This window comes from Paenibacillus sp. P36 (assembly GCF_045866505.1).
Lineage (GTDB): Bacteria > Bacillota > Bacilli > Paenibacillales > NBRC-103111 > Paenibacillus_E > Paenibacillus_E chondroitinus.
Genome location: NZ_AP038372.1, coordinates 3,730,136 through 3,754,465 on the forward strand (window position 1 = coordinate 3,730,136; position 24,330 = coordinate 3,754,465).

The window sequence follows — 24,330 nt, forward strand, 5'->3', positions numbered from 1 at the left end:
CAATCAGATGAAAAAACCTCCAAACCGTGACTTGGGTAATGGAGGTTTTCTTTTTTATAAGTGAAATCTTTCTATTTGTTCCCATTGGTGTTCAAGCTCTAAAATTTTCTTTTGGATGGGCCCAAATAAGTCGTAATGCGGATATGAGGGACTGTGGTGAATGTATTGCGGATTGAGACCATGGGACAAGCACCAGTTGGTTAATCGTTCCAAATCCGAACAGCCGACCTTGGTTACGGTACTTACGCCAGCAAAACGATCATCAAGCCAATAGTGGGTTAAAAAGGCGATTTCACCGCGGCTGACAGCGTCTTTCCATCGATAAAGCTCATCTCTTTTTATGCCAAATGCCATGTTAAACTCCATCCTACTGTTAATTTTCAATGTTAAGGCTTAGAATATATAAAAGTGTGTTATAATTATACAATACATCAATGGTTCATGGAAAAGGGGCACAAAAATTGAATGTTCATTTGAATTTTACGAACAAAGGTAAGCTGGTCATCGAGAATTTTAACAACGAGGAACTAATCGAAATTTTTAGTCGATATATGAATACATTGACGAAGAAATACGCCGTAGATGTTAATGTTCCGGAAGAGGCCAATCAAAACATTGTCCAGGATGGTTCATTTAAGGTTGTTCTAAGCAATGTACAATGCGATGTTGACACTTTTTTCAAAGAGCTTGGTCGTGATATCAAAATTCCTCTGAAAAAAAGATCTGAAGGCAAATTGGAGAATGTATTTAAAATTCAAGTGATGGAGTAATTGACGCATGCTCAGTTTAGAAGAAAAGTTAGCGATTGTGGAATCATTTCCCGAGTTACATCGTAAGGATGTTTCTCTGGGCCGCATTAATTTTCATTATGAAGAAAGCAGCTATGATAAGAAAATTGTTGTCTACCACTTGCACCCGAACGGCAACGGATTTGTTTATGCGGAATATGTGAAGGGGTATGCAACAGATAGTAAAGGGTTAATCAATATTCGTGATTTTAGTGCGGAAGAGCTTCGTGACATTATTCGAAAGTCCATCCAGTCATTAACAAGCACTGCGATTCAAGATCAACCGGAGTCAGACTCAACGCAGGAAGAGCTGTGGACGGATGAAGAAGGCCATGCTTTGGCCGTTACTTTTGAAGAAGATCTGTGGTATGTCTATGCCGGCAGTAATCTGGACTGCGCTTTTGAAACCTACGAAGAAGTTGAGGAATACATGGCGGAAGAAGGATTCATCAAGCAATAAGATCATATTACGAGCCAGGCCGTCCCGAACGTTATGGGAAGGTCTTTTCTATTTTGAGATCCCATCCAAGGTTCTTCGTTAATAGAATGTGCTATAATAAATGGAAAATCAAGCTAGCAACATTTGCGGATAGTGGGGGTAAAGTCATTGGAATTTCGGCCATGCATCGATCTACATAGCGGGAAAGTGAAACAAATTGTTGGTGAAACGTTAGGCACAGAAGGTAAAGCTATTATTGAAAATTTTGTATCTTCATTTGACTCCAAGTATTATGCGGCAATGTTCAAAAAGGATCAATTAGTTGGCGGGCATGTCATTATGCTCGGAGATGGGAATCAAGATGAAGCCGTAAGTGCGCTTCAGGAATATCCAGGCGGTTTACAAATCGGTGGCGGCATTCACGCTGAGAATGCCATGTATTATTTGGACCGCGGTGCATCCCACGTCATTGTGACGTCGTACATTTTCCGGGACGGACAGCTCAATCAGGAAAATCTGGATAGAATAGTAGATAAAGTTGGAAAGAAACGCTTAGTCATTGATTTAAGCTGCAAAGAGAAGGATGGCAAGTGGTTCGTTGCAACCAACCAGTGGAAACAATTAAGTGATTTTGAGCTGAATGAAGAGAATATTCGGTTTCTGGAGCAATACTGCGATGAGTTTCTTATCCATGCCGTCGATGTAGAAGGCAAACAAAGCGGTATTCAACAAAGTCTAGTCCGCACACTCGCGGAATGGGTTACGATTCCCACAACGTATGCCGGGGGAGCGAGATCCTTCGAGGATATCGAGCTGTTTAAGCAATTATCAGCCGGAAAGCTGGATATTACGATTGGCAGTGCTCTGGATATTTTCGGTGGAAACCTTTCGTATGATCAAGTTGTCGCCTACATGAAAGAGCAGTGAAGTTGAGTTGAAAAAGTAGCGAACTCTCCATACGAGAGCGTCAGCTACTTTTTTACATAGGAAAGGATGCATAGGATGGCTCTTTGGAAAAAGTTGTACTATTCGGCTATGGTTCTGACGCTGCTCTTAGTTGTTTTGGGGGAGTTGATTTGGCTCCCGGACCCGCTGCAGCTCAGCTCTAAGATCTACTGGATTGATATGATTGATGAACTTATCTATGTCCTCATCCTCATTCCATTGCTTTGGATCGCTGGTTCACTGATCCACTTAAGGTCGCACAGACAGCTATGGATGTCGGTGAGAGCTGTGTCCATCATCGTGGCAGGACTGGCCTGTATCATCATCTTATTGACGGTACCGAAGAAGTTAGAGTATTCGGCAGGAGCATTTATTTTGACCTGGCTGCTAGTTTTTGTGGATTTATTCGCTCATGAGCTCAAAGGGCGCAAGCTGCCTATAAAAAGTATAAGTCTTTTTGCTGCAACGGTAGGTTTGATGTTGGTGATGTTTTGGCCGACTAAGTATTTAGTGACGTATCCTGGCTTGACGCTAAATATGAACCGATATGCACATACCACTGAAAGTAAGGTTCATGGAGACATCTCAGGGGTGCTGGTGTTTGAACGTCCCGCATTTCCGATCGATTGGGTATATGCGAAGCTCTTTGCGAAGTATTCATTTGAAGTGGAAAATTTAGGGATGACACTAGGCGAATACAATCAAGAAGTAAGGCTCATGAAGGCCGATGCGAATGCCGCGGGAAGTGCGGTTGCTTTTCAAAAGGTCGGAAAAGGGAAGGGAATCACATCCGACGGTGTTCGTATCACAGCCATTCTCAAGGATAGCCCGGCGAGCGCCCAGATTCAGTTAGGGGATGTGATCCAACAAGTGAATGGGCAGGCTGTCACCACAGTCCAAGAACTCACTGAGCGTATGAAATTGGTCAAGCCCAATGATCAAGTGGCCCTCATGGTGCTGCGCGGCGGCAAACAAGTCAGCTTGCAGGCTAAGACACGGACGAATCCAGATGATCCGAGTCGTGCTGCCTTCGGCATCCAAGTGGAGAACGAGGTGCAATATGATCTGCCAATCCTTGTGAGTTATCATGATTATTTATTGCATGAGGGCGGACCTTCCCATGGAGCGATGCTGGCGCTAACGTTAATTGATCAACTCTCTCCTTGCGGTGTAACCTACGGCAATCATGTTGCAGGGACGGGAACCATGGAACCGGACGGTTCAATCGGCCCTGTCGGTGGATTGGAACAGAAGGCCTACACCATTAGCAGAACGAATGCTGACGTTTTCTTTGTCCCGGCCGCGAATGAGGCGGAAGCGAAGAAAGGGGCGCCAAGTCTGCAGATCGTGCCCGTACGCACGTTAGATGATATTCTGAAGTGGTTAAAAGATCACCCGAAACAAACGGCAGGCCAGCTTTCTTGTCCTTAATTTTTCACCAACATTTATGAAAAGTAGGTTTACTTATATGGCAACGAACGGTCAAAACATGTATCGGTTCAGTGAATCTCCCATTTGGGAGCTGCAGCGAGCCTATTATGAAGAGATGGGCATAAGCGCATGGCAAAATAACGAAGTCCCTGAGTACATCACAAGTAATCCGGTGATGGCTTCCTCCTACGCGGAAATTATTTTTGGTTTTTTGCAAGATCGGGCAAAGTTAGGTTCTCTGTCTGACCCTGTTACGATCGTTGAGCTTGGTGCAGGCTCAGGTCGGCTCGCCTTTCATGTACTGAAGGAATTGTGCGCCATGAGGGATTATGCGGGAATGGCTCTGCCTGCTTTTCGTTATGTTATGACGGATTTGGCGCTCAAAAATTTGGCTTACTGGCGGCAGCACCCAAGTTTGCGGCCTTTTGTGGCGCAGGGGATCCTGGATTTCGCTCAGTTCGATGCCGTGCAAGATGCCGAGCTAAGCTTGACGGAAAGTGGCATCAGTGTCCGAAAAGGAGACTTGCAGCAACCGCTGCTGGTGATTGCGAATTACTTTTTTGATAGCATCCCACAGGAGCTGCTCTATGTGGATGATAAGCGCGTCTATGATTGTATGGTATCGCTGCATTTCAACGATGAGGTCACTGGTGGCAGCGCTGCTGATAGGCTGGAAAGCGCAACGGTCGAGTATGAATATCGACTTGCTGAGGAATACGAGCAACAATCGTATGCGTACAGCAACGTTATTGCGCAATACACCCAGAAATTAGAAGATTCACATATCCTATTTCCGGTGATTGGTTTGCAATGCCTTGAACGGTTGAATCAACTTTCGAGGGAAGGATTCGTCCTACTGACGGCTGACAAAGGAGACCACCGGCTGGAAAGCTGGGAGTACTGTGAGCCGCCGCAGCTGATCCATCACGGCAGTTTTTCGTTAACGGCGAACTATCATGCCCTGAACGAGGTTTGGGAGCAAAAAGGGGCTCTGTGTCTGTTTACACAGCATCCGTATCATCACCTGAACATTGGCTGTATGTTGATGCTTACCCATCCAGCCGGGTATGGAAACACTCGTTTAGCCTATCGGCGATTTATAGAGCGTTATGGGCCGGACGATTTTATCACGGTGAAAGAATGGCTCGATGGTTACTTGGAGCAGCTGGAAGTGCCTCAATTTCTTGCCTTTTGGCGATTATGCGGGTATGATGCTCAGTTTTTCCTGCAATTTGTAGGAAGGCTATCGGAGCTGCTGCCGATGTGCGAGGAAGGCGTGTACTCTGACATACGTCTTGGCATTTACCAGATGTGGGAAGGGTACTATCCGATGAAGGAGCGGCATGAAATGGCTTTGGAGTGCGCAGCGCTTTTGTATCAGATGGAGATGTATCAGGATGCCAGTGTCTTTTTCGAGAAAACAGAAGAAGCTTTCCATCAGAATCCGGATGTCCTCTATGATATGGCGATCTGCTATTATGAGGTCGGGAATGTCGAAGCAGCGAGGCGTTACGCAGAGCTTACACGGAATTTTGCCCCGGAGCACGAAGGTGCTTCAGCACTATTGAAACTTAAAGACTAGCTGGCTGTAAATGAGTCGTCCAATCGAAGGGATGGCGGTCACATCGGGTAAGATCGGCTTCTCAAGAAATTATACCAACCCACCGCGCAAATCACGCACATCGTGATGATGCCGACCAAATCGAACCATTCCTCTTGAAGCAGCAGCAGGATACCTGGTTCTTTTTTTATTTGCAGAACAGCTAGTTGCGCCAGTAAGCCGGCTATGACGATTTCGAGCCAGGGCATCTTGAAAAAAAACATTTCCATTTTGGAGGAGAAAAAGAACAGAAGAAACAAAGCCGGGAGCACGCCTGTTGCGATAAAAGCGACATTATCTGAAAGTCTGGCCGATAGCAGAATACTGTCGATGCTCATGACTAGATCCAAAGAAGCTACGCTGCTGAAAATCCATAATAATGAGAAATGTTTTCTCATTTGATTCTTGGGCAGGACCATTCGAATCGCAAAAAATAACATGATAGCGGCTGTAGCCAAGTTGATATAAGGAATTCGATATGAGGATTGGACACAAGCGATGTAGATGATGCGCAGCAAACATAAGAGGCCAAGAAGGTACAATTTGAATTTACTTCTCAGGCTATATCGGTTAAGGGAATTTTGAATCATAATGGCGTTATCGACGTTGGTAAATAAATTGTATATGAAAATGATAAACCAATTCTGCATCCTTGGTCTTCCTCTCCAGGACATCGGCCTGTCCTCAGAAACTAAGATCATTATATGATTGAGATTCCAAAATAAACCAAATACTACGAATGGAAAAGAGAATATAAATGGACGTAAAAGGTCTTGTACGGATAACAGATAAACTTACTGAGCTTGGTATTCCTTATGCGCTAGGCGGAAGCGGTTTATTGCACGCTTTGGGGCTCGTTGAGCAGATGAATGATTGGGATCTACTAGTGGAGTGTCCGAAAGAAAAGCTTACTGAGGCCATTCAAGGGTATTCCTGGCAGGAACAAACAAGTGGAGAGGGTCTTTTTGCAAGCGAATATCGGATCCAAGTTGTACCTTTATCCATTGACTTTATTGGTTATTTCGCAATGCGGAGCATGAAAGGGATCGTGAAGTTGCCTCTTGGAAAAAGGGAAGGGAGTTCATGGCAAGGTATCCCATTAAGCGCGCCTGAAACTTGGTATGTGGCTTATAAAATGATGGGGCGGGAGCCTAAGGCAGAGTTACTGTACAATTATTTGAAAAATAAAGACAGGAACGAAGAAATCATTACAGAGCTTGCAAGAAACGAAATGATGGATGAGTCGATCAAAGCGGATTTGCTTCGGTTGCTAGGCTGAACTATGAGTTTCCATGGGAAATTTTGCAACATTTTTCGAACGGATCACGTTAAGAGGGTAACTACACATTGAGTCATCTCAAAAATAGTAAAGGAGAGAATGAGGATGAAAAAATTAGCCGCTATCACATTAACGACTTTGTTGATCAGCTCATTGACCGTTAGTTCGGCATTTGCCTTTTCTGATCTGGAAGAGGGTCAATCCGATGCTGTTATGGCGCTGAAAGACCGCGGGATTGTATCCGGAATTGACAGCGAGCACTATGTGCCAAAAGGGAAAATCAGCTATGCGCAAAGCGTGCAAATGATTGTAAAAGGCTTGAATTTGAATATGGATACGATACGTTTCATCAAGCAGCCATTGGCGTCGGATACGTACACGAATGTTCCAAATGATGCTTGGTATGCAGACGCCTTCATCATTGCTCATTATAACGGACTGGACATTCCCAAGGATGTGAATCCGAACGCAACCATTTCACGTGAGCAATTCGGGGATTTATTAGTCCGCGCTCTTGAAACGAAAGGCAATTTCCCACTTGTTAAAATGTTTATTGTGATCAAAGATGAGGATCAAATCAACATCAATTACCAGGGCACTCTGCAAAGATTGCTGTTGTACAAAATCACACAGTTGGATAATGACGGCAAGTTCAATCCGAAAGCTGAACTTACACGTGGCGAAGCAGCCAGCTGGGTTTATCAGGCGATTCAATTTGTAGAAGCTCATGCGCAGAACCAGGCTCCGGTTGAAGAGGTTTCGGTGAAAGTTGAGAAGGTGAATGACGAAGTCAACAAAGTGACATTGTCCAAAGAAATGCCGAGTCCCGGATACGGCCTTGTTATACAGGCTATTGAGTTCCAAACAGATGGGCAGGCTGTCATTCGGTACACGATTCAGCAGCCAAAGCCAGGCATGATGTATCCGCAAGTGATTACAGAGGCTAAGGTGGAAACGTTTGTATCTTCCAAATATACTGTGATCGCTAAACCAGCGGTCTCGCCATAAGTAGTGGCATGCTGTCGCCTTGAATGAGGTGACAGCATTTTTTGTGCGTCTGCATCACTGTCATTTGGACATGTCCGATGCCAGGTCTCTCTCATAGAATATAGCATCCTATTTTCATAGGAGGTGAGAGAGATGAAAGTAAACTACTACACGTTAACTTTGGGCTTGATCGGTGCTGCCAAATTGATTTTGGACGCGTACGGTATGGACCTTATTAAAGATGCGGATATGAACGCGATTGCCAATGGTGTTGCTGCGTTGCTATCTGTCGTTGGTATTTATACAAACCATCAGAAATCCTAATTAATTCTAAAAGGGATGGATGTGGGCGAGGAGGCTTCGAGCGATAGCTCGAGGCTTTTTTTATCTGAAAATATGTCCAAAGGTTCTTGAATATCGTCATGGTAACGTTTTCTTGAAATGATTATAGTTAAGTTGCGGGTAAGAAATGGAAGAGGGGGATCGACAAAGAAAAAGCGATAAAAGGGTCCATTGGTGTGGGCACGCCTTATTATCGCTCGTCGGTAGTGAGACTGAATTTTTGGCGAAATTCAATCATCACTACAATTTTGACACAAGAGGGTCCTGAGATGCAACTACTATAATCTGTGTTTAAATTGAAGGGAGCTTGAAAACAGGATGAAAATGAACAACTTTAAAGTGATCGGTTTAACTTGTATATCTTTTGCCATGGTTTTGTCGGGATGCTCGACCACGAAAACAGCTGAACCAGCTGCGGCGACAACAGCACCTGCTGCTTCAACAGCAGCAGCGACTAAAGCGCCAGAACCGGCAAAAAGCGGTGAGAAAATTACGATCAACTTCTGGAACCCTTTCTCTGGTAATGACGGTCCATTTATGAAGAAAATTGTGGACAATTATAATAAATCACAAGACAAATACAACGTGAAAATGACGATTCAACCTAATGGCGACTACTACAAGCTGTTGGATACGGCGATTGCGACGAAAAAAGGTGTTCCTGATGTGGCCATTATGCATCTTGACCAAACGCCTACGTATATTGCCAAAGATTTGCTGCAGCCGTTAGATGAAGTGGCTAAATCCGCAGGTGTGGATAAGGGCAATTTCCCGGCAGCAACGGTGGACTATTCGACCAAAGATGGCAAATGGTACAGCATTCCGCTGGATATTCACCCATTGGTGATGTACTACAATAAAGATTTGTTCGCAGCAGCGGGTATCACGGCTCCTCCAACGAATCGTCAAGAATTTGTTGATGCAGCGAAAAAGCTGACAGATCCGTCCAAAGGGATTTGGGGGGCGGCGATGCCAACGTTCTGGATTCAGAACTTCTTATTCCCAACGGTCTTATTCCAAAATGGCGGCAGCTTCCTGGATGAGAAAGGAAACATTGCGTACAATTCACCGGCAGGCGTTGAGGCCGTTACCTTCATGAGAAGCTTAACCACGATGAAAGTTTCCCCGCCAACGGTGGCGGCGGACGGCGATTTCAACTTGTTCCAACAAGGGAAAAGCGCCATGCATTTCAACGGCCCATGGGCAAAAGACGCTTTCGATAAAGCGAAAGTGAACTATGGCGTTGCGGAGGTGCCGCAATTAGGTACAGTGAAAAAAGCTGTTTTCGCTGGTTCGCACAACTTTGTCATTCCTAAATCAACGACGGATGCAGCAGTGCTGGCTGGTGTCGGCGATTTCTTGAAATATGTATCGAATAATTCCATCGATTGGGCCGAGTCCGGCCAGGCTGTTGCATCCAAAGTCGTTCGCGACAGCGCAGCGTTTAAAGCAATGACACAACAGCAAACAGAAGTTGCCAAAGAGTTTGATTATGTGCAATTTGCGCCTAAAGTTTTGAACTGGGGCCCAATCTCCGACAGTATTTGGAGTGAACTGGCGAATGCGCTGCAAGGGAAAAAGGATCCAAAAGCTGCCCTTGATGATGCAGCTGCGAAATCGACGATTGCGATGAACAAAAAATAATGCTGAGCGAAGGCAGGCGGGTACACGTTACCCGTCTGCCATTTTAAAAAAAGGAGGGGAAGCCCTTGCCTACAACATCCTCTTGGAAATCAAAGCTGACATCCAGCTTATTCATACTTCCGTATTTTGCGGCCTTTATGGCGTTCACGCTAATTCCGATTATTTATGGTTTTGTGATTAGTCTAAAACAATATAACCTGCTTGATCCCGTACATCCTTTTGTTGGACTGGACAACTATAAGAGCATTTTCACAAAAGGTACGCAAGAAAATGATCTCTTTTTTATCGGTATGAAAGCGACTTTGAAATTTGTTATCTTTTCTGTTCCATTCTTAGTCCTCGTGGGCTTAGGTTTTGCCTTATTGTTAAACGCGCTTCCCGCCAAACTGCGCTCCTTCTTCCGTTCGATTTACTTCATTCCGTATGCGGTTTCGGCTACCGTGATGGCGGTCATTTGGAAAAGGATGTTCGATGTTACGGGTGGATTCATCAATTTACTCTTGGCCAAGATGGGGATTCATGAATTTGACCCAATCCCTTGGTTGCTGGATAAACCGTTTGTGTGGATTGCGTTGGTCGTGGCGACACTCTGGTGGACGATTGGTTTTAATATGATTATCTTTGTCAATGCGCTTAATGGCGTTCCAGAGGATCTGTATGAAGCTGCCAGAATAGATGGGGCAAATGGTTGGGAAAGACTGATGAGCATCACGCTGCCATCGATCCGGCCAGTGATCATTTTTGTGCTGATTACGTCCACGATTGCATCTTATAATGTATTCGCTCAGCCCAATCTCATGAGTAACGCCGGGGATGAGACCAAGGTTCTGCTTATGGGCATTCTGCAAACGGCTTATACAGCTCGGGAAATTGGCTCAGCATCGGCGATGGCCATTCTGATGGGATTAACGATCATGATCGTATCGGTCATTCAATTTAAAGTCACGAGCAGAAAGGAGTAGAGGACGTTGAAACCTTTAAAGCTATTTTATGTGGTGTTGGCGAGTGTGTTAGGCATCATATTTATTTTGCCGATTCTGTGGATGTTTTCCAATTCGTTCAAAACCGACGTAGAAGTAATGTCTCCTGTGTTTCATTTATTGCCGCAGGAATTCACTTGGGATAATTTCCATACGATTTTTGTCGGCGGTGACGTCGAGGTACCGATTTTCCGTTGGATATTTAATTCGTTTTTTGTAGGTTTTGCTGCGACTTTCTTGGTTATTTTGCTGGACACGATGGCAGCGTACGCGTTAACGAAGCTTGATTTGCCTTTTAAAAAGACGTTAATTGCCTTGTTCGTCGGTTCCTTAATGGTGCCAGGCATTATTTCTTTTCTGCCGCAATACTTGAACTTCAGCAACTTAAATTTGATCAATACGTATTATGTGCTTATATTGCCTTATTCCGGCGGCGCGCTTGGTGTATTTCTGTTGATTCAATTTTTCCAATCGTTCCCGATTGAGATTATAGAAGCTGCGAAAATGGATGGGGCGAACAAATGGCATGTGTTCACGTCCGTTCTGCTGCCGTCCTCTGTTTCGATTGTGACAACCTTGGCGATTTTTACGTTTATGGGGGTTTTCAACGATTATGTGTGGCCGTTTTTTACGGTGACCGATTTGGAAATGCGCACGCTCACTGCGGGAATTGCTGTTATGGCTACTGGAAGTTTTGTGCAATCCTATGGTAAATTAATGGCACTTGCCACACTATCGACACTTCCAACCCTTCTGATTTTTCTAATTGGGCAGAGACAATTTATTCAATCTATTACAGCCACGGGAGTTAAGCAGTAAAAAGGCTGTATCTCGAGGGCGGTGTGGTCAATAATGCGCATGTTTTTTGTGGTGTTCATCTGCTTCCTGCTTGCAGCGGGTTGCACGAAAGGGGCTGGGAAAGAAGTCATGACGAAGACATTTACGAATCCAATTCTCGATAACGGTGCAGACCCATGGGTGACTTCGAAAGACGGCACTTATTATTATACGCATACGACAGGTAACTCTATTCGAGTGTGGAAATCGCAAAAGCTGACGGGGCTTGCTGACGCCGAATATAAGGATGTGTGGTTCCCGCCTGTATCAGGCCCTAATACTTCAAACATCTGGGCGCCTGAACTGCATTATCTGCAGGGAAAATGGTACATTTATTATGCGGCCGATGATGGCAAGAATGAGAACCATCGCATGTTCGTGCTGGAATCAGAAACGGATGATCCGCAAGGCCGATATATCGATAAAGGAATGATGGATACAGCTGGCAGGTGGGCAATTGACGGGACGACGTTGCAAAAAGAGGACGGTTCCTTATACTTCATATGGTCCGGTTGGGAAGGAACGGTCAATGTCAGTCAGCACTTGTACATAGCTCCAATGAGTAATCCTTACACGATTAGCGGCAAGCCTGTTGAAATTTCGAGACCTACCTATGATTGGGAATTGAACGGTACACCAGCCATTAATGAAGGTCCGCAGGTTTTGCTGCATAAGAATCAAATTTATGTCATTTACTCAGCAAGCGGCAGCTGGACGGATGATTATTGTTTAGGGATGCTGAGCGCTGCGATGCAAAGTGATTTATTGAACCCGGCGTCATGGAAAAAGTACGAGCAGGCTGTTTTTTCCAAAACAGACCAGGTATTCGGACCAGGCCACAGCTCCTTTACGAAATCACCGGACGGCAAAGAGGATTGGATTCTGTATCACGGTGCGAAGACGCAAGGCTCTGGCTGGAATCGCAATGTACGTATGCAGCCATTTAAGTGGCATCCGGATGGTTCTCCTGATTTCGGAGTACCGATTGCAGAGGGTGTCCCTATCCCTGTGCCGAGCGGTGAATAACAATCGAAACATCTCCAGGATTGGGGATGTTTTTTTGCAATTTATTGGGGATCCAAAAATATGTCCATGTCTGGTGGAAATAGGTCATTGGATTCAGCAAGGCCAATTTGTATAATGAAGACACACTATGTATGGAGCGAGGGATTTCTGTGAGAGGCAAGCTGCGAGCCAGAATTAGCACCATGATCCTTCTGATTCCATTCAGTTTACTAACCATAAGCTGCAGCTCTCAGCCGGATGTGCAAGTTGATGATGCGGCATCGAATAAGCTCAGAATTACGTTCTGGTCGCCATTTAGCGGTGGGGACGGGCAATTCATGGCTGAATTAATTCAGCAGTATAACAATGAGAACAAAGATCATGTAAAAATTGATCAGATTAATAATAACTCAGGTGATTATTATACCAAGCTGTCCACAGCGATTGTGACAGAAGAAGCGCCTGATATCGCGATTGTCCATTCGGCCAAATATTCGCAGTATGCGCCAGCTGGATTTTTAACGGACTTGAATACGCTTGTTTCAGAAGCGGGCGTGAACTGGCAAGATTTTAACCAGACGATATTGAAAAGTACGGTTTCCGATGAGAAACATTACGGTATTCCGCTCGATACCCATCTGGAAGTCATGTATTATAACAAGGCTTGGCTCAAACAAGCAGGCCTTCTAGATGAGAAAGAGAAGCCTGTTCTGATGAATGGCGAGGATGGGTTTCTGCAATTTTTACAAAAAATAAAACAACATGTACCCGCAACTGTTACGCCATTGGCTGAACCTAATGTACGTATCGACTCATTTTGGCTATGGTACTCCTTTTATAGTCAGATGAATGTAGACGGTGGCAGGTTTTATACAGACGACGAGAAGAAAGCAGCGATCGACAATGCTTCTGCCCTTCAATCTCTGAATTTTGTTAATTCCCTTTATTCGAAAGGGTTCATTATTCCGAATATTAACGATTCCGTACAAACCTTTTCGAAGGGCAATGCCGCTTTGTTAATTACGGGTGTTTGGGCGACAGGCACGTTTGAGAAAATTCCGGATCTTAACTTCGGTGTTACGAAAATACCGCAAATATACGATCATCCTGCTGCTTGGGGGGATTCGCATACCTTTTCCTTGCCTTATCATGAAAAACCGGATAAGAAAAAGCAAATCGCAGCGCTGAAATTTGCGAATTGGGTTGCGGCGCACGGCGCCAGCTGGGCGAAGGCCGGCCACATTCCAGCGGTGAAACAAGCGGTACAATCCCCGGAGTTTCAGAGCTTGAAGTACCGTCCGGACTATGCAAGTTCCGCTGACGATGTGAAATATTTTCCGAATCACCCTAGACAGGGGAAAATGAATGAAGAGATCGTACGCGAGTTCGAAAAGATGATGGTGGGGCAATCCACCCCGCAAGAGGTGCTGCGTAATGCGCAACGGATTATTAACACGAATATTCAAATACAGCAGAATACAGCTCCAGACTAAAAAGCAGTGGATCCAGAATCTTCCGATCGTCACCAAATTGATCGTTATCAGTTTTATCCTCATAGCCGTTCCGCTGGGGATAGCCAGCTATTTGACGTTTACAAGTTATTCGGCCTCGATTCAGAAAAACACAGGCAAATATCAAATGGACGTTGTGAAAGAGTTAATGGCTAACATTGATACGTACATGAATGAGCTTAATCTTTTAACCTTATTACCGTACCAATCCCAGGATATTGTGAAATATTTGGAGTCGAATAAGGGGACGGAAACAACGATCTCGTTTGATGATCGGGTAACCGTTGAAGATTTCGCTAAGCGTGTGTATGCCAATGGACGTGTAGATATATCGGGATTAACGCTGTATCGCCAATCGGGAGGCACTTATACGGCGATGTTAGAGGAGCAAGCGAATTATTCTCTGAAAAAGGCTGAAAATGAACCCTGGTACCCCAAGGTTTCCACGACAGGGAAGGTTGTCTATATCGGCACGTACAATAAGAACGCGTATGATACGACGAATCAGGTGTACTCTTTTGCGAGGAAAATACGCAGTGTAGATACCGGTAGGGTGCTTGGCTATCTCGTCTTGGATGTGGATAAAAATATCATTCGCAACAAAATTGAGACGATCTCGAATGACAAGAAAAACATTATGATTGTCGACAGCGAAGGGGCTCTCATTTATAAAAGCGCTGATTCTTGGATCGACATGGACAAAGTGCAGCAATATCAGGGGACCGGCACAGTTATCTATAAGCAAGGTGTAGATACAGAGCTGTTATCCTACTATACTTCGCCGAATACCGGATGGACGATGATCGAGATGGTGCCTCTCGCGTCATTGCTTCAGGATACCGTGAATGTGAGGAATTACATCATTCTGATTGGTGTTGTTTGCTTGCTGCTGGCTGTCATTCTGTTTACAGCCTTAGCTTTTCGTATCACAAATCCGATTGGCGAACTGCGAAATCTCATGAAAAAAGTGGTGCTTGGCGATCTGGACGTTTCGATTCCCATTCGAAGTCGGGATGAAATTGGTCAATTGAGCCAATCATTTAACCTCATGGTTTCGAAGCTCAGTGATCTGGGCTATCGGCTTTACGAATCGGAAATCAGAGAGAAGAATGCGCAAATATCTGCGCTGCAAAGCCAGATTAATCCCCATTTTTTGTACAATACCTTGGGCTCCATTAGCATGTATGCTGAAATTCAAGGCAATCGTGAAGTTGTCAAAATGACGAATAATTTAAGCAAGCTGCTGCGCTACAGCATCAATAGCCATAAAAGCCAAGTACCGCTGAACATGGAATTGGAACACGTGAAAGGTTATATGGCTATCCAGCAGATCCGCTTCGAGGATAAAATACAATTTCGGGTCGATATCGAGCCTGAATTGCTTGTCTATTCGGTGATTCGGTTTATTTTGCAGCCGATCGTCGAGAACAGTATTGTGCACGGTTTTGAAAAAGGAAGCGGGTACGGGACCATTACGCTCAGCGGTAAGAAGCAAGATGACACAATGGTTATTATCATTCAGGATGATGGTGCGGGGATGAGTGAAAACCGGTTGGAGCAAGTGCTTCAGAAACAATTTGATTTCACCCCAAATGAAGAGGGAACAGGCGGGCACGGATTAATGAACGTACACCGGAGGATTGTGCTTCGTTATGGCCATCCATACGGCATGAAGATTGAAAGCCTATTACACCGAGGAACGACGATTATTCTCACATTACCACTCATCACAGATGAACTTGAAGGAGGCAAACTGGATGCCTAAACTCCTTATCGTGGATGATGAAACCATCTTCCGCAGAGGCATTGGTTTAATGATTGCTGAAATGCAGTCGGAATGGTCGGTTATTGACGAAGCCAAAGATGGCGTGGAAGCTTTAGAGAAAATTGAAGCCTTGCAGCCGGACCTGATTATTACGGATATTAAAATGCCCCGCATGGACGGCATACAGCTGCAGTACATTGTGAAAGAGCGTTATCCGCATATTTCCTGTGTGGTGATGAGTGGCTATGACGATTTTCAGTACGCACGGGAATCGCTTAAATTAGGGGCGAAGGACTACTTGATGAAGCCTTTTGAACGGGCAGAGCTTTATACTTTGCTGGACAGGCTTCAGGTTGAAATCGCGCTTGAGAAGGAACAATTGACTACGAACAAGAAAGACAAGCAAGTTCAGAATCAAATGCGTCAGCATGTGCTTGCCGGACTGTTGACAGGAAGCTTTTCGCATGGAGAAACAGAACTGCTCGATAATGTCGGCGTACAGTTTCCGCTTCCCTGCATTAGCTGCTTGGTAGCCAAGCTGGACCGTGATTCTGTGACGGATGAAAGGTATTACCAGTTAAATCCATCTTTATTTTCTGTGTATATTCAGCAGTTCATTCAGGAGAGCATCGAAAAACCGCTGCTTGGTTATGTGTTTATTTTAAATGAGCATGAGGTTGTCGCGTTAATTAATCATGAGGATACGTCGGCTTCCTATGCTGACATCGAGAAATTAACGAATCGAATCCGTAAGGGAATTCGGGGGCAGTCCAATTTTACGATCTCATTCGGGCTCGGAAGTGCTGTGAAAGATTTGGAGTCGATTTCCAAGTCCTACAAGGAAGCGGGTTTGGCTCTGCTCTACCGTTTAGTTATTGGCGGGGACCGCCTTCTTTCCAGTGATACAATTGCTGAAATGACGATGGAGAAGCTTGAATGGCACACTGCCGATTGGAATTTGCTCAATCAGTATGTGCAGGAGGGCGATTTGGCGAATGTACATCTTCAAGCCGATCAATTCGTTACCAAGCTATGCCAGCAATGGAGGGATCCCGAGCTGATTCATGAGCAAATTTGTAAAATGCTGCTGCATTTTTACGAGTTGGCCGTGAATTTAACCGTGGTGAAGATGTGGCTGCAAGGCACGGATATGAAGCAGGTATTGATGGAGATATATTCGATTTCGTCCAGTAAAGAGTTAAGCGAGCACTGCCAGAAGCTGCTGGGGGATTTGAGCGTGTGCATGGTGAACCGTAAAAAGAAATTCGTGACTAGCCCTGTTGAATTGGTGGTGCGGTATGTGGAGGAGCATTATGCGGAATCCATTACCCTGAACATGATGGCGGAGATCGTCTATCTCAACCCCTCTTATTTGAGTTCTTTGTTTAAAAGCAAGCAAGGCCAGTCCTTTATCGATTTCTTAACGGAAAAACGGATTGAGAAAGCGAAAGCTATGCTGCTTCACTCCGATGAGAAGATTCAGGTGATCTCGGATTCTACAGGATTTACGAACATTCGCCATTTCAACCGCGTATTCAAAACGCTTACGAATCGAACGCCCACGGAGTATCGGGAGGGTAGACAAACGAGCTGACAAACGGCTAATCAAGTGGGAGGGAATTATTTTGCTAGGGCATACTAATGGAAAATGTCTGGCAGGAGGGGTTCCGCTTGCAAAGGAAACGCGTTGTTGTGATAGCTTTCTTGTTAACTCTAACCACTGGTTGTTTCTATCGCGCAAACCCTCTTGCTTATAAGGAAGCGCAGCCACAAGTTAAAGAAGAACTGCTAGGTGCCAAACAGGATGCCGCTCCGGAAGCTAAACCAGAAGCTAGGCGAGATCAGCCACCGACTATAACGGTACCGACGATTCCACCGGTTGTTTCAGAGCCTAGGGTAAGTAAAGTCACTTTGGGAGCCATCGGGGACGTTCTCATTCACAGCGAAATCTACCAAGATGCGAAGCAAAAGGACGGTACGTACAACTTTTTCAAAATGTTTGAAGATGTGCAGAACTATCTGCGTATGCCTGACATTTTGGTTGCGAATCAGGAGACGATGATTGGGGGGAAGGAGTTGCGACTTTCCGGTTATCCGTCATTCAATAGTCCGCAGGAAGTTGGGGATGCTCTTAAAGCGGCCGGGGTGGACCTGGTTACAGTAGCTAATAATCATACGCTGGATCGCGGGGAAAAAGTGATTCAAAGCGCTCTGTCGTACTGGGATCGTCTCGGCATTCCATATACCGGAGCATTTAAATCAAAGGAAGATCAGAAGCATATTCGTACGATGGTCAAAAATAACATCACGTTTTCGTTTCTGAGCTACGCCTATGGCACAAATGGCATCCCCCATCCGAAAGGGAAAGCGTATTTGGTTAATCGAATCGATACCGCTCAGATTGCTCAAGAAGTCGAACAAGCCAAGCGTATATCCGACGTTGTCGTGGTTGCTATGCATTGGGGGACAGAATACGAAACTTTACCTAATGAGAGTCAGATGGCGCTGGCTCAAAAGCTGGCAGACTACGGTGTTCATATCGTCATCGGAAATCACCCGCATGTTTTGCAGCCGCCTGCTTGGGTATCAGGCAGGAATGGCCACAAAACGCTGGTTCTGTACTCGTTAGGCAATTTCATATCCGCACAAGGCGGAGTTGCCAAGCGAGTAGGCGGAATGGCAACGATTGACGTCGTCAAAACGATGGGGAAAGAGAAGACCATTACGCTGAAACAACCGTCCTTTCTTCCGACATTTACCTCTTACCAAAACATGTCGCAGTTCAAGGTGCTCCCGTTGAAGCAAGCTGTTCCTGTGCAGATTAGGAATGGTACGATTCAGTTTGATCCGGTTAAGCAACATATGAGAAGATACATGCAGGAACTTCACTTTATCGGCACGGAATAAAATACCCCTCGAACAGGTGTCGAGGGGTATTCGCTACTGTGATTGCTTCGTGACATTAGGAGAGACTTTCGTCATCCTCATTGCTTGCAGATGATTGCGTAGTACGCGCTTCAGCTAATTGTGCATGCGCCGCGTCTAACTGCTCCTGCGCACCTTGAATCACCTGCCGGCGATTATTGTTGGCGGTCTGGGCTACGTTCAGATTGTGCAAAGCATCAGCCACGGCATTGTGAGCTTGGGTTTCAGCGTTTTGTTGTTGATCGGATTGTTGATCTGACATGGAGGAACCTCCTAATTGTTGGAATTTTTCTTCGTTAATATGCCCAAGAAGGCAGGAATCATTCATGTAGCGATAGAAAATGTCAGGTGGAAGGAGGCTGAATCGTTGAATATCAAAAGTGTGAACCATTTTCTTTTTTCGGTAACGGATTTAGATAAATCGATTTCATTTTATCAGGAAGTGTTTGGAGCCAAGCTGTTGGTCAAAGGGAGAAACTTAGCTTACTTTGACTTGTGCGGCATATGGCTGGCGTTGAATGTCGAGAAGGAAATTCCTCGGAATGAGATTCAATATTCATATACCCATATGGCTTTTACAGTAGAAGAGGCGGATTTCGCTGCTGTGGTTGAAAAGCTGGAGCATTTAGGGGTCAATATACTTCCAGGGCGGGAGAGAGATGAACAGGATAAACGTTCTGTTTATTTCACCGATCCGGACGGGCATAAATTCGAATTTCATACAGGCAGCCTGGAAGACCGATTGGCCTACTACAGGAAAGAGAAGCCGCATATGACATTTTATGAAGATGATTTCCCTAAATAGAAAGAGGCTGCCCCATCGGGCAGCCTCTTTGCTGTCTAATCCTTAATCCTGCGAATCGCTATTGGAAGATGAGGATGAATTGGATTGGAATACTTCTGCCGCTTCCTCTGCGGAGAATTCGGTATCCTCTTGACCAGGCACCGGTAATTTATTTAGTTCGGTAGTCTGTACTTGCGCTTTGGATGCTTGATCGGATTGATTTTGATTTGGCATAGTGACACCTCCTTTGCTCTATAAACAACAAAGAGTAGTATGCCAAAGTTTGGAACTTTCTATACGGATTGTGTGGACATAAAAGAATAAATCAAATCTTGAATGTTAACGAACCGACGTTCTTTCGAGAGCATGTGGTGCACCAGCCGTTTCAGTGGAGTTCGTTCCTCGTAATAAGGTGGGGCATATTTGCGAATGTGAATATACGGGAATTCCAGAAAGGGGTGGTAATAAAATGAAGCCAAATCATCCGCACCGTATTGATCTACTTGATCCATAATCCTCGTGATGTCCTGCTCTACGGCATCACCCCTGACAAACCCCAGTGGCGTTGGGACGTAATAGGTTCTTCCAACGATTGAAGCAGCTATTTGATAGGTCACCTGGCGATTGGTTGGGTCATGGGGATTATCTTCGTAGATTAACCATGAGCATGATTCAATAATCGTACGCTGCACATCCGATGCTGCGTAGTGTGGCGTTTCAAACCAATCGGGTCGCAGGCCGGCGGCTTGAAAGGCGGATAAGGCCATATGAAATCTGCCATAAGCATAGGACCTCTGAATATGCAGACTATCAGAAAGGGAAGACCTCGGGTCATCTGGCGGACAATCTTTGAGGCAGTCCGGATATGCGAATTCGTACCCCTCGCCGCTGATGGAGTGCCCATATTGATGAGTGTACCCGTGAATGCCTAGTGAAGCTCCGCGAGTTCGTAAGGCTTGTAACGTTTCAACAAATCTGACGGAAATGGCATCAAACGGATTGCTGATGGTGCAGTCATATTGCAGATTCGGATTGATGTATCGGGGAATGACGGCCACATGAAAAGGGATCTTTTGCATATATAAATAATCCGCAACGGCACGTAACTTCATTTGGTCTTCTGTTTTTTCGTAAAAACCGCCAGGTCCGATATCTTCAAGCCGCAGTAATGCTTTCACGGTGAATCCCTCCGCAACGAGTAAGTTGGATACTTCCAATACCATTGTATGTGTAAGACTTCCGTTTCATTTCGCTGAATATAAGGGGTGAAATTCATGCAGATTTATGTCGATGTTTGTCTGAAAAAGGAGAATTTCAATAAAGAGAAAGGAAGGTTAAGGTAAGCGGTTTCAAGTTTTATTAAAATAGTGTAAATCTCTTTTGTACCATCGGGTTAACCGCTTTCCCTCATTTTACGAATTATTAATAAAAAACGTGTTGTAATTTGTCAATTTTAAACTATAATAGGGAATATGAAGAGCGTTAAACCGGTTTAATTAAACCGCTTTAATGATTTGAAAGTGAAAGCTATTTTTAATTGCATAAAGGAGGTGGAAGGATGGCTACCATTGATGATGTTGCCAAGCTTGCGGGTGTTTCCAAAGGAACAGTTTCGAGCGTTTTCAGCAAAAAGAGACCGATTTCTCAACCGGTAACGGATCGAGTACTTTCGGTAGCCAAAGAACTGGGATATTTCCCGAATCATATTGCCAGAAGTTTGGCAATTAAGAAGACGATGATTGTTGGACTCAAGATGCCGATTTCTAAAGAGGGCTCGACGACGCAATTTGAAATTCAAATGCTGAATGGGGTCATTAAGGAATGTACGAAGCATGGCTATCGTATTCTGCTGGATACGCTTCCGGAGCATGAAGATCTTACACAATTTTCAAGCGATCCTGTTGATGGCGTTATTATGTTGAATCCACGCAAGCACGATCAACGCATTGAGCGATTCGAGCAGATGAGAATTCCGTTAGTGCTAGTAGGCAGACCTGATCCCTTGGAGAGCTCAATTAGCTATGTCGATAATGACAATGAGCAGCTTGCCTACGAGGTTGGCAGTTACTTATTAAAGCAAGGCCACCGTTCTATTTTATTTTTAAATGCATCAGCGAACATGACGGTTTCAGCCGATCGTGTAAATGGTCTTAAGAAGGCATATGAAGAACACGGAATTCCTTATGATAACGTCCATGTTATGAACTTTGTCCGTCAGCAGCATGCGACACCAATGGATTACGGCTACATGTCTATCATGCAAATGCATGAACAGATTCCTTTCACAGCGGTTGTGTCGGATACAGACAGAGTTGCACTAGGGATTCTGCGGGCTACCCGTGAACTCGGTATACACGTTCCAAGAGACCTTTCGATTGTGGCGTTAAGCAACGATGTGAGGCTGGCCGAAGAGATGTCACCGAAATTGACTTCTGTTGAGCTTTCAGCGGAAACGTTAGGAGCAGAGGCAGGACGCATTTTAATTCAAAAAATGAAAGATCCGTCAACGGTGGAACAACTTATCGTAGATGCACAGCTCATTGTACGTGAATCAACCCGAAGTTTATAAGGATGAGATCCCATGAAGAAAGGTTCATTGCCTATTGTGAAAGCGCTTTATTAACGTTTCGTAAAGGTTAATCCCATAACAACGCATATAACGGAGGGTAATATGAAGGCCAAAAAAGCGAAAGTCGTTACGTCGATGATGGCAGCTCTGCTTGTCGGAAGTTTAGCAGCGGGTTGTACATCTAACAGCAGCACAGGAACTGAAGCTCCGAAAGCATCCGATCAGGCGAAGACGGAAGGGAATAAGGAAGAGCGCTCTTTGCGAATGATGTCCGGTGTTGTTGGCGGTAAAACACCCGAAGAGAACGTCCTGTTTGAGAAAGAAATCGAACGTTTGAGTGGCATCAAAGTTAAGATGGAAAAGCCGGCTTCCGATTATAATCAGAAGCTGATGGCGGCTGTTTCCTCCGGCGAGAAATACGACTTGCTTCAAGTAAGCAAAGAGTTGATGAACACACTGACTGAGCAAGGTATTCTCATGCCTTTAACCGATCAAGTGAAAGGGTCAAAAACACTTCAAGATCCTGAAGTTTTGCCAACGTCGGAGTGGGATCAAGTGAAGACCAAGGACGGCAAGATCTATGGCGTCTTCAGTAAATTCCAAGGTGGAACGATGCCGATCGTTCGTGCGGACTGGCTCAAAAAACTCAATTTGCCTGAACCGAAAACGTTTGATGACTACTACAAGGTCTTGAAAGCATTCACGGAGCAAGATCCAGATGGTAACGGGAAAAAGGATACATACGGATTAAGCACCGCTGGAATGTACGAACTGCAAGGTTTCTTCAGTGGAGCCGGCTTGAAACAACGTTATGTGGAGAAGGACGGGAAGCTGGACGTTCCATACTCAACGGATGCGGCTATTCCGGTATACGAGTGGTTGAACAAATTGTACAAAGAAGGCATTCTGGACCCTAACTTTGCAACGAACGATACAGGTAAAATGCGGAATCTGTTCCTTGCTGACCGTGTAGGTATGATTACTTACTGGGATGCTTGGGTTGGTATGCTGAACAATACAAGAAAAATTGCTGATGCCAACACCGCTTTTGAAGCGAAGGGCCTTCCAGGCATCGCCGGTGCTGACGGTAAATATATGCTGCGCCGTGGAGATCCGGACGTTTGGGTCATTCCGGTGAATGCGCAACATCCAAAAACAGCTTTTGAATTCATTGAGTGGTGGCACTCCAAAGATGGTATTGTTTTGGGCAGCTTGGGAATCAAAGATACGGATTATACGGAAAATGGCGGAAAATACGAGCTTACACAAACAGGGAAAGATCATGCTATGGATCACGGCGTACCTTTCTGGTATAACAAAAAATTCCCGAATCCATTTGGTTTACTTCCAGGCGTGAAAGAAGCGCAGGATCTTATTTTGAAAAATGCAACGCTTGAGCTGACGCCACCGAAATGGGCCGATGCTGAGAAAATCATTAATGAATATTCCTTCAAAGCGATACTTGGCGAATTGCCGGCAGCGGATGCTGTGAAGAAAATGCGTGAACAATTAAAATCAGCGAAATTGATCGACTAGTTCATATGGACAGGGGAGTATGCACACATATGCACGACATACTCCCCTTACAATTAACGGCAAGGTGGTGACTTCGTTTGAAAGTTGTATGGAAATTCAAAGCCCTCTATTTGATGATGCTTCCAATCATGGCTTATTTTCTTGTGTTCTCCTATTATCCGCTCGTTCGCGGCTTTATCATTTCCTTCCAAGAGTTTCGATTGATTGGAAACCGGCCTTTTATCGGATTTGATAACTATATTACCGTCTTAAAGGATCATGCTTTCTGGGAAATGCTGCAAAACACATTGCTGCTAGGCGGAGGCATGCTGGTGATCGGTTTTATTATGCCAATCTTGCTTGCGCTGTCGCTTAATGAGATCCTCCAGGCATGGTTTAAAAAAGTGGTTCAGATGATTGTTTACATTCCCCATTTGTTCTCATGGGTTGTCGTTGGTGGCATGTGGATTCTTATGCTTTCTCCAGACACCGGTATTGTGAATGCGATTCTCAAGCTGGTAGGCGCGGAAAAACCGATTACTTTTATGGCCAGTGCGGACTCTGCCCGTTGGGTCATGGTGCTTACTTCGGTGTGGAAAGAGATGGGTTTTATCTGCATCCTTTATCTAGCAACGATTGTAGCCATCAATCCGGCGTTATATGAGGCTGCTCGAATGGATGGAGCAAACCGTTGGCAATTGGTTCGTTATGTTACACTGCCATCGCTGGTGTCAACGATGAAAGTTGTTATTATGCTGAATGTGCTTAGCATTTTGCGTATTTTTGATCAAATCATCGTGATGCGCAACGGTGCCATTGCCAAGAAAGTGGATGTCATCATGATGTACACGTACCAAAAAGGGATTCTGGAATTCAAAGTCGGTTTAGCAACATCAGCAGGATTTTTAGTGATTTTCGCGACATTGCTCATTACGTTTGTGACCAGAGCGATCATTCGCTATGACGAGGGGTGAAGGGATCTCC

At 44.9% G+C, this 24,330-nt stretch carries 25 protein-coding genes; 20 read left to right on the forward strand and 5 right to left on the reverse strand.

Annotation, left to right across the window (positions count from 1 at the left end; genetic code table 11):
* Window positions 1–54: 54 nt before the first annotated feature.
* The gene (locus ACKTT9_RS16700; RefSeq protein WP_407872433.1) at window positions 55–354 is read right to left on the reverse strand and encodes a hypothetical protein; all 300 of its coding nucleotides are present in this window, start codon (window positions 352–354) and stop codon (window positions 55–57) included.
* 107 nt (window positions 355–461) lie between these two features.
* On the opposite strand from ACKTT9_RS16700, the gene ACKTT9_RS16705 reads away from it, so the two are divergent.
* The 5 genes from ACKTT9_RS16705 (at window position 462) to ACKTT9_RS16725 (ending at window position 5,185) form a co-directional block, all read left to right on the forward strand.
* Window positions 462–770: a hypothetical protein gene (locus ACKTT9_RS16705; RefSeq protein ID WP_127456065.1), complete on the forward strand. Its 309-nt coding sequence runs from the start codon at window positions 462–464 to the stop codon at window positions 768–770.
* A 7-nt stretch (window positions 771–777) separates the two neighbouring features.
* A complete protein-coding gene (locus tag ACKTT9_RS16710; RefSeq protein ID WP_407872434.1) occupies window positions 778–1,248 on the forward strand; it encodes a hypothetical protein in 471 nt (156 codons plus the stop codon).
* Between the two features lie 147 nt (window positions 1,249–1,395).
* Window positions 1,396–2,154 (forward strand): phosphoribosylformimino-5-aminoimidazole carboxamide ribotide isomerase, encoded by a 759-nt coding sequence (gene hisA / locus ACKTT9_RS16715; RefSeq protein ID WP_127456063.1) that lies wholly within the window; start codon window positions 1,396–1,398, stop codon window positions 2,152–2,154.
* 75 nt (window positions 2,155–2,229) lie between these two features.
* On the forward strand, window positions 2,230–3,603 hold the full coding sequence (locus ACKTT9_RS16720) for a PDZ domain-containing protein (protein ID WP_407872435.1): 1,374 nt from the start codon (window positions 2,230–2,232) through the stop codon (window positions 3,601–3,603).
* 37 nt (window positions 3,604–3,640) lie between these two features.
* Window positions 3,641–5,185, forward strand: coding sequence for an SAM-dependent methyltransferase (locus tag ACKTT9_RS16725; protein WP_407872436.1), 1,545 nt, complete (start codon window positions 3,641–3,643; stop codon window positions 5,183–5,185).
* Between the two features lie 38 nt (window positions 5,186–5,223).
* Here the strand turns inward: ACKTT9_RS16725 and ACKTT9_RS16730 are convergent, their stop codons facing one another.
* Complete coding sequence (locus ACKTT9_RS16730; protein WP_407872437.1) at window positions 5,224–5,853, reverse strand: TerC family protein; 630 nt, start codon at window positions 5,851–5,853, stop codon at window positions 5,224–5,226.
* A gap of 107 nt (window positions 5,854–5,960) precedes the next feature.
* Between ACKTT9_RS16730 and ACKTT9_RS16735 the strand changes: the two genes are divergently transcribed.
* The 11 genes from ACKTT9_RS16735 to ACKTT9_RS16785 all read left to right on the forward strand — a co-directional run bounded on the left by ACKTT9_RS16735 (window position 5,961) and on the right by ACKTT9_RS16785 (window position 18,460).
* On the forward strand, window positions 5,961–6,482 hold the full coding sequence (locus ACKTT9_RS16735) for a hypothetical protein (protein WP_407872438.1): 522 nt from the start codon (window positions 5,961–5,963) through the stop codon (window positions 6,480–6,482).
* A 105-nt stretch (window positions 6,483–6,587) separates the two neighbouring features.
* Window positions 6,588–7,490 carry an S-layer homology domain-containing protein gene (locus tag ACKTT9_RS16740; RefSeq protein ID WP_407872439.1) on the forward strand — a complete coding sequence of 301 codons (903 nt, stop codon included), beginning with the start codon at window positions 6,588–6,590 and terminating at the stop codon, window positions 7,488–7,490.
* A 132-nt stretch (window positions 7,491–7,622) separates the two neighbouring features.
* On the forward strand, window positions 7,623–7,793 hold the full coding sequence (locus ACKTT9_RS16745) for a hypothetical protein (RefSeq protein WP_164819675.1): 171 nt from the start codon (window positions 7,623–7,625) through the stop codon (window positions 7,791–7,793).
* 336 nt (window positions 7,794–8,129) lie between these two features.
* Complete coding sequence (locus ACKTT9_RS16750; RefSeq protein ID WP_127456058.1) at window positions 8,130–9,455, forward strand: ABC transporter substrate-binding protein; 1,326 nt, start codon at window positions 8,130–8,132, stop codon at window positions 9,453–9,455.
* Between the two features lie 65 nt (window positions 9,456–9,520).
* Complete coding sequence (locus tag ACKTT9_RS16755; protein WP_407872440.1) at window positions 9,521–10,417, forward strand: carbohydrate ABC transporter permease; 897 nt, start codon at window positions 9,521–9,523, stop codon at window positions 10,415–10,417.
* 6 nt (window positions 10,418–10,423) lie between these two features.
* Window positions 10,424–11,254: a carbohydrate ABC transporter permease gene (locus tag ACKTT9_RS16760; protein WP_315949774.1), complete on the forward strand. Its 831-nt coding sequence runs from the start codon at window positions 10,424–10,426 to the stop codon at window positions 11,252–11,254.
* 33 nt (window positions 11,255–11,287) lie between these two features.
* Entirely contained in the window at window positions 11,288–12,298 is a 1,011-nt protein-coding gene (locus ACKTT9_RS16765; protein WP_407872441.1) for a family 43 glycosylhydrolase, read from the forward strand.
* A gap of 149 nt (window positions 12,299–12,447) precedes the next feature.
* Window positions 12,448–13,770 (forward strand): ABC transporter substrate-binding protein, encoded by a 1,323-nt coding sequence (locus tag ACKTT9_RS16770; RefSeq protein ID WP_407872442.1) that lies wholly within the window; start codon window positions 12,448–12,450, stop codon window positions 13,768–13,770.
* A complete protein-coding gene (locus ACKTT9_RS16775; protein ID WP_407872443.1) occupies window positions 13,712–15,553 on the forward strand; it encodes a sensor histidine kinase in 1,842 nt (613 codons plus the stop codon). Before ACKTT9_RS16770 ends, ACKTT9_RS16775 begins: the two co-directional genes overlap by 59 nt.
* Window positions 15,546–17,147, forward strand: coding sequence for a response regulator (locus ACKTT9_RS16780; RefSeq protein WP_407872444.1), 1,602 nt, complete (start codon window positions 15,546–15,548; stop codon window positions 17,145–17,147). Before ACKTT9_RS16775 ends, ACKTT9_RS16780 begins: the two co-directional genes overlap by 8 nt.
* 77 nt (window positions 17,148–17,224) lie before the next feature.
* Window positions 17,225–18,460, forward strand: a complete 1,236-nt coding sequence (locus ACKTT9_RS16785) for a CapA family protein (protein ID WP_407872445.1) — start codon at window positions 17,225–17,227, stop codon at window positions 18,458–18,460.
* Window positions 18,461–18,515: 55 nt separating this feature from the next.
* Here the strand turns inward: ACKTT9_RS16785 and ACKTT9_RS16790 are convergent, their stop codons facing one another.
* A complete protein-coding gene (locus ACKTT9_RS16790) occupies window positions 18,516–18,740 on the reverse strand; it encodes a hypothetical protein (RefSeq protein ID WP_407872446.1) in 225 nt (74 codons plus the stop codon).
* 105 nt (window positions 18,741–18,845) lie between these two features.
* Between ACKTT9_RS16790 and fosB the strand changes: the two genes are divergently transcribed.
* Window positions 18,846–19,283: a metallothiol transferase FosB gene (gene fosB / locus ACKTT9_RS16795; protein ID WP_407872447.1), complete on the forward strand. Its 438-nt coding sequence runs from the start codon at window positions 18,846–18,848 to the stop codon at window positions 19,281–19,283.
* Between the two features lie 42 nt (window positions 19,284–19,325).
* Here the strand turns inward: fosB and ACKTT9_RS16800 are convergent, their stop codons facing one another.
* Together ACKTT9_RS16800 and ACKTT9_RS16805 are read right to left on the reverse strand one after the other, a co-directional pair.
* Entirely contained in the window at window positions 19,326–19,496 is a 171-nt protein-coding gene (locus ACKTT9_RS16800) for a hypothetical protein (RefSeq protein WP_407872448.1), read from the reverse strand.
* A 59-nt stretch (window positions 19,497–19,555) separates the two neighbouring features.
* The gene (locus tag ACKTT9_RS16805) at window positions 19,556–20,440 is read right to left on the reverse strand and encodes a DUF2334 domain-containing protein (RefSeq protein ID WP_407872449.1); all 885 of its coding nucleotides are present in this window, start codon (window positions 20,438–20,440) and stop codon (window positions 19,556–19,558) included.
* Window positions 20,441–20,820: 380 nt separating this feature from the next.
* On the opposite strand from ACKTT9_RS16805, the gene ACKTT9_RS16810 reads away from it, so the two are divergent.
* From ACKTT9_RS16810 to ACKTT9_RS16820, 3 genes are all read left to right on the forward strand, one after another.
* On the forward strand, window positions 20,821–21,831 hold the full coding sequence (locus ACKTT9_RS16810) for a LacI family DNA-binding transcriptional regulator (RefSeq protein WP_407872450.1): 1,011 nt from the start codon (window positions 20,821–20,823) through the stop codon (window positions 21,829–21,831).
* A gap of 102 nt (window positions 21,832–21,933) precedes the next feature.
* Entirely contained in the window at window positions 21,934–23,367 is a 1,434-nt protein-coding gene (locus tag ACKTT9_RS16815; RefSeq protein WP_407872451.1) for an extracellular solute-binding protein, read from the forward strand.
* A gap of 77 nt (window positions 23,368–23,444) precedes the next feature.
* Window positions 23,445–24,320 carry an ABC transporter permease subunit gene (locus tag ACKTT9_RS16820; RefSeq protein WP_315949784.1) on the forward strand — a complete coding sequence of 292 codons (876 nt, stop codon included), beginning with the start codon at window positions 23,445–23,447 and terminating at the stop codon, window positions 24,318–24,320.
* Window positions 24,321–24,330: the final 10 nt, after the last annotated feature.

Bases quoted from the DNA above. Each gene is read 5' to 3' on its own strand.
- ACKTT9_RS16700 (WP_407872433.1), bottom strand. From the start codon at position 354: ATGGCATTTGGCATAAAAAGAGATGAGCTTTATCGATGGAAAGACGCT.
- ACKTT9_RS16710 (WP_407872434.1), top strand. From the start codon at position 778: ATGCTCAGTTTAGAAGAAAAGTTAGCGATTGTGGAATCATTTCCCGAG.
- ACKTT9_RS16720 (WP_407872435.1), top strand. From the start codon at position 2,230: ATGGCTCTTTGGAAAAAGTTGTACTATTCGGCTATGGTTCTGACGCTG.
- ACKTT9_RS16725 (WP_407872436.1), top strand. From the start codon at position 3,641: ATGGCAACGAACGGTCAAAACATGTATCGGTTCAGTGAATCTCCCATT.
- ACKTT9_RS16730 (WP_407872437.1), bottom strand. From the start codon at position 5,853: ATGCAGAATTGGTTTATCATTTTCATATACAATTTATTTACCAACGTC.
- ACKTT9_RS16735 (WP_407872438.1), top strand. From the start codon at position 5,961: ATGGACGTAAAAGGTCTTGTACGGATAACAGATAAACTTACTGAGCTT.
- ACKTT9_RS16740 (WP_407872439.1), top strand. From the start codon at position 6,588: ATGAAAAAATTAGCCGCTATCACATTAACGACTTTGTTGATCAGCTCA.
- ACKTT9_RS16745 (WP_164819675.1), top strand. From the start codon at position 7,623: ATGAAAGTAAACTACTACACGTTAACTTTGGGCTTGATCGGTGCTGCC.
- ACKTT9_RS16750 (WP_127456058.1), top strand. From the start codon at position 8,130: ATGAAAATGAACAACTTTAAAGTGATCGGTTTAACTTGTATATCTTTT.
- ACKTT9_RS16765 (WP_407872441.1), top strand. From the start codon at position 11,288: ATGCGCATGTTTTTTGTGGTGTTCATCTGCTTCCTGCTTGCAGCGGGT.
- ACKTT9_RS16775 (WP_407872443.1), top strand. From the start codon at position 13,712: ATGCGCAACGGATTATTAACACGAATATTCAAATACAGCAGAATACAG.
- ACKTT9_RS16780 (WP_407872444.1), top strand. From the start codon at position 15,546: ATGCCTAAACTCCTTATCGTGGATGATGAAACCATCTTCCGCAGAGGC.
- ACKTT9_RS16790 (WP_407872446.1), bottom strand. From the start codon at position 18,740: ATGTCAGATCAACAATCCGATCAACAACAAAACGCTGAAACCCAAGCT.
- ACKTT9_RS16800 (WP_407872448.1), bottom strand. From the start codon at position 19,496: ATGCCAAATCAAAATCAATCCGATCAAGCATCCAAAGCGCAAGTACAG.
- ACKTT9_RS16810 (WP_407872450.1), top strand. From the start codon at position 20,821: ATGGCTACCATTGATGATGTTGCCAAGCTTGCGGGTGTTTCCAAAGGA.
- ACKTT9_RS16815 (WP_407872451.1), top strand. From the start codon at position 21,934: ATGAAGGCCAAAAAAGCGAAAGTCGTTACGTCGATGATGGCAGCTCTG.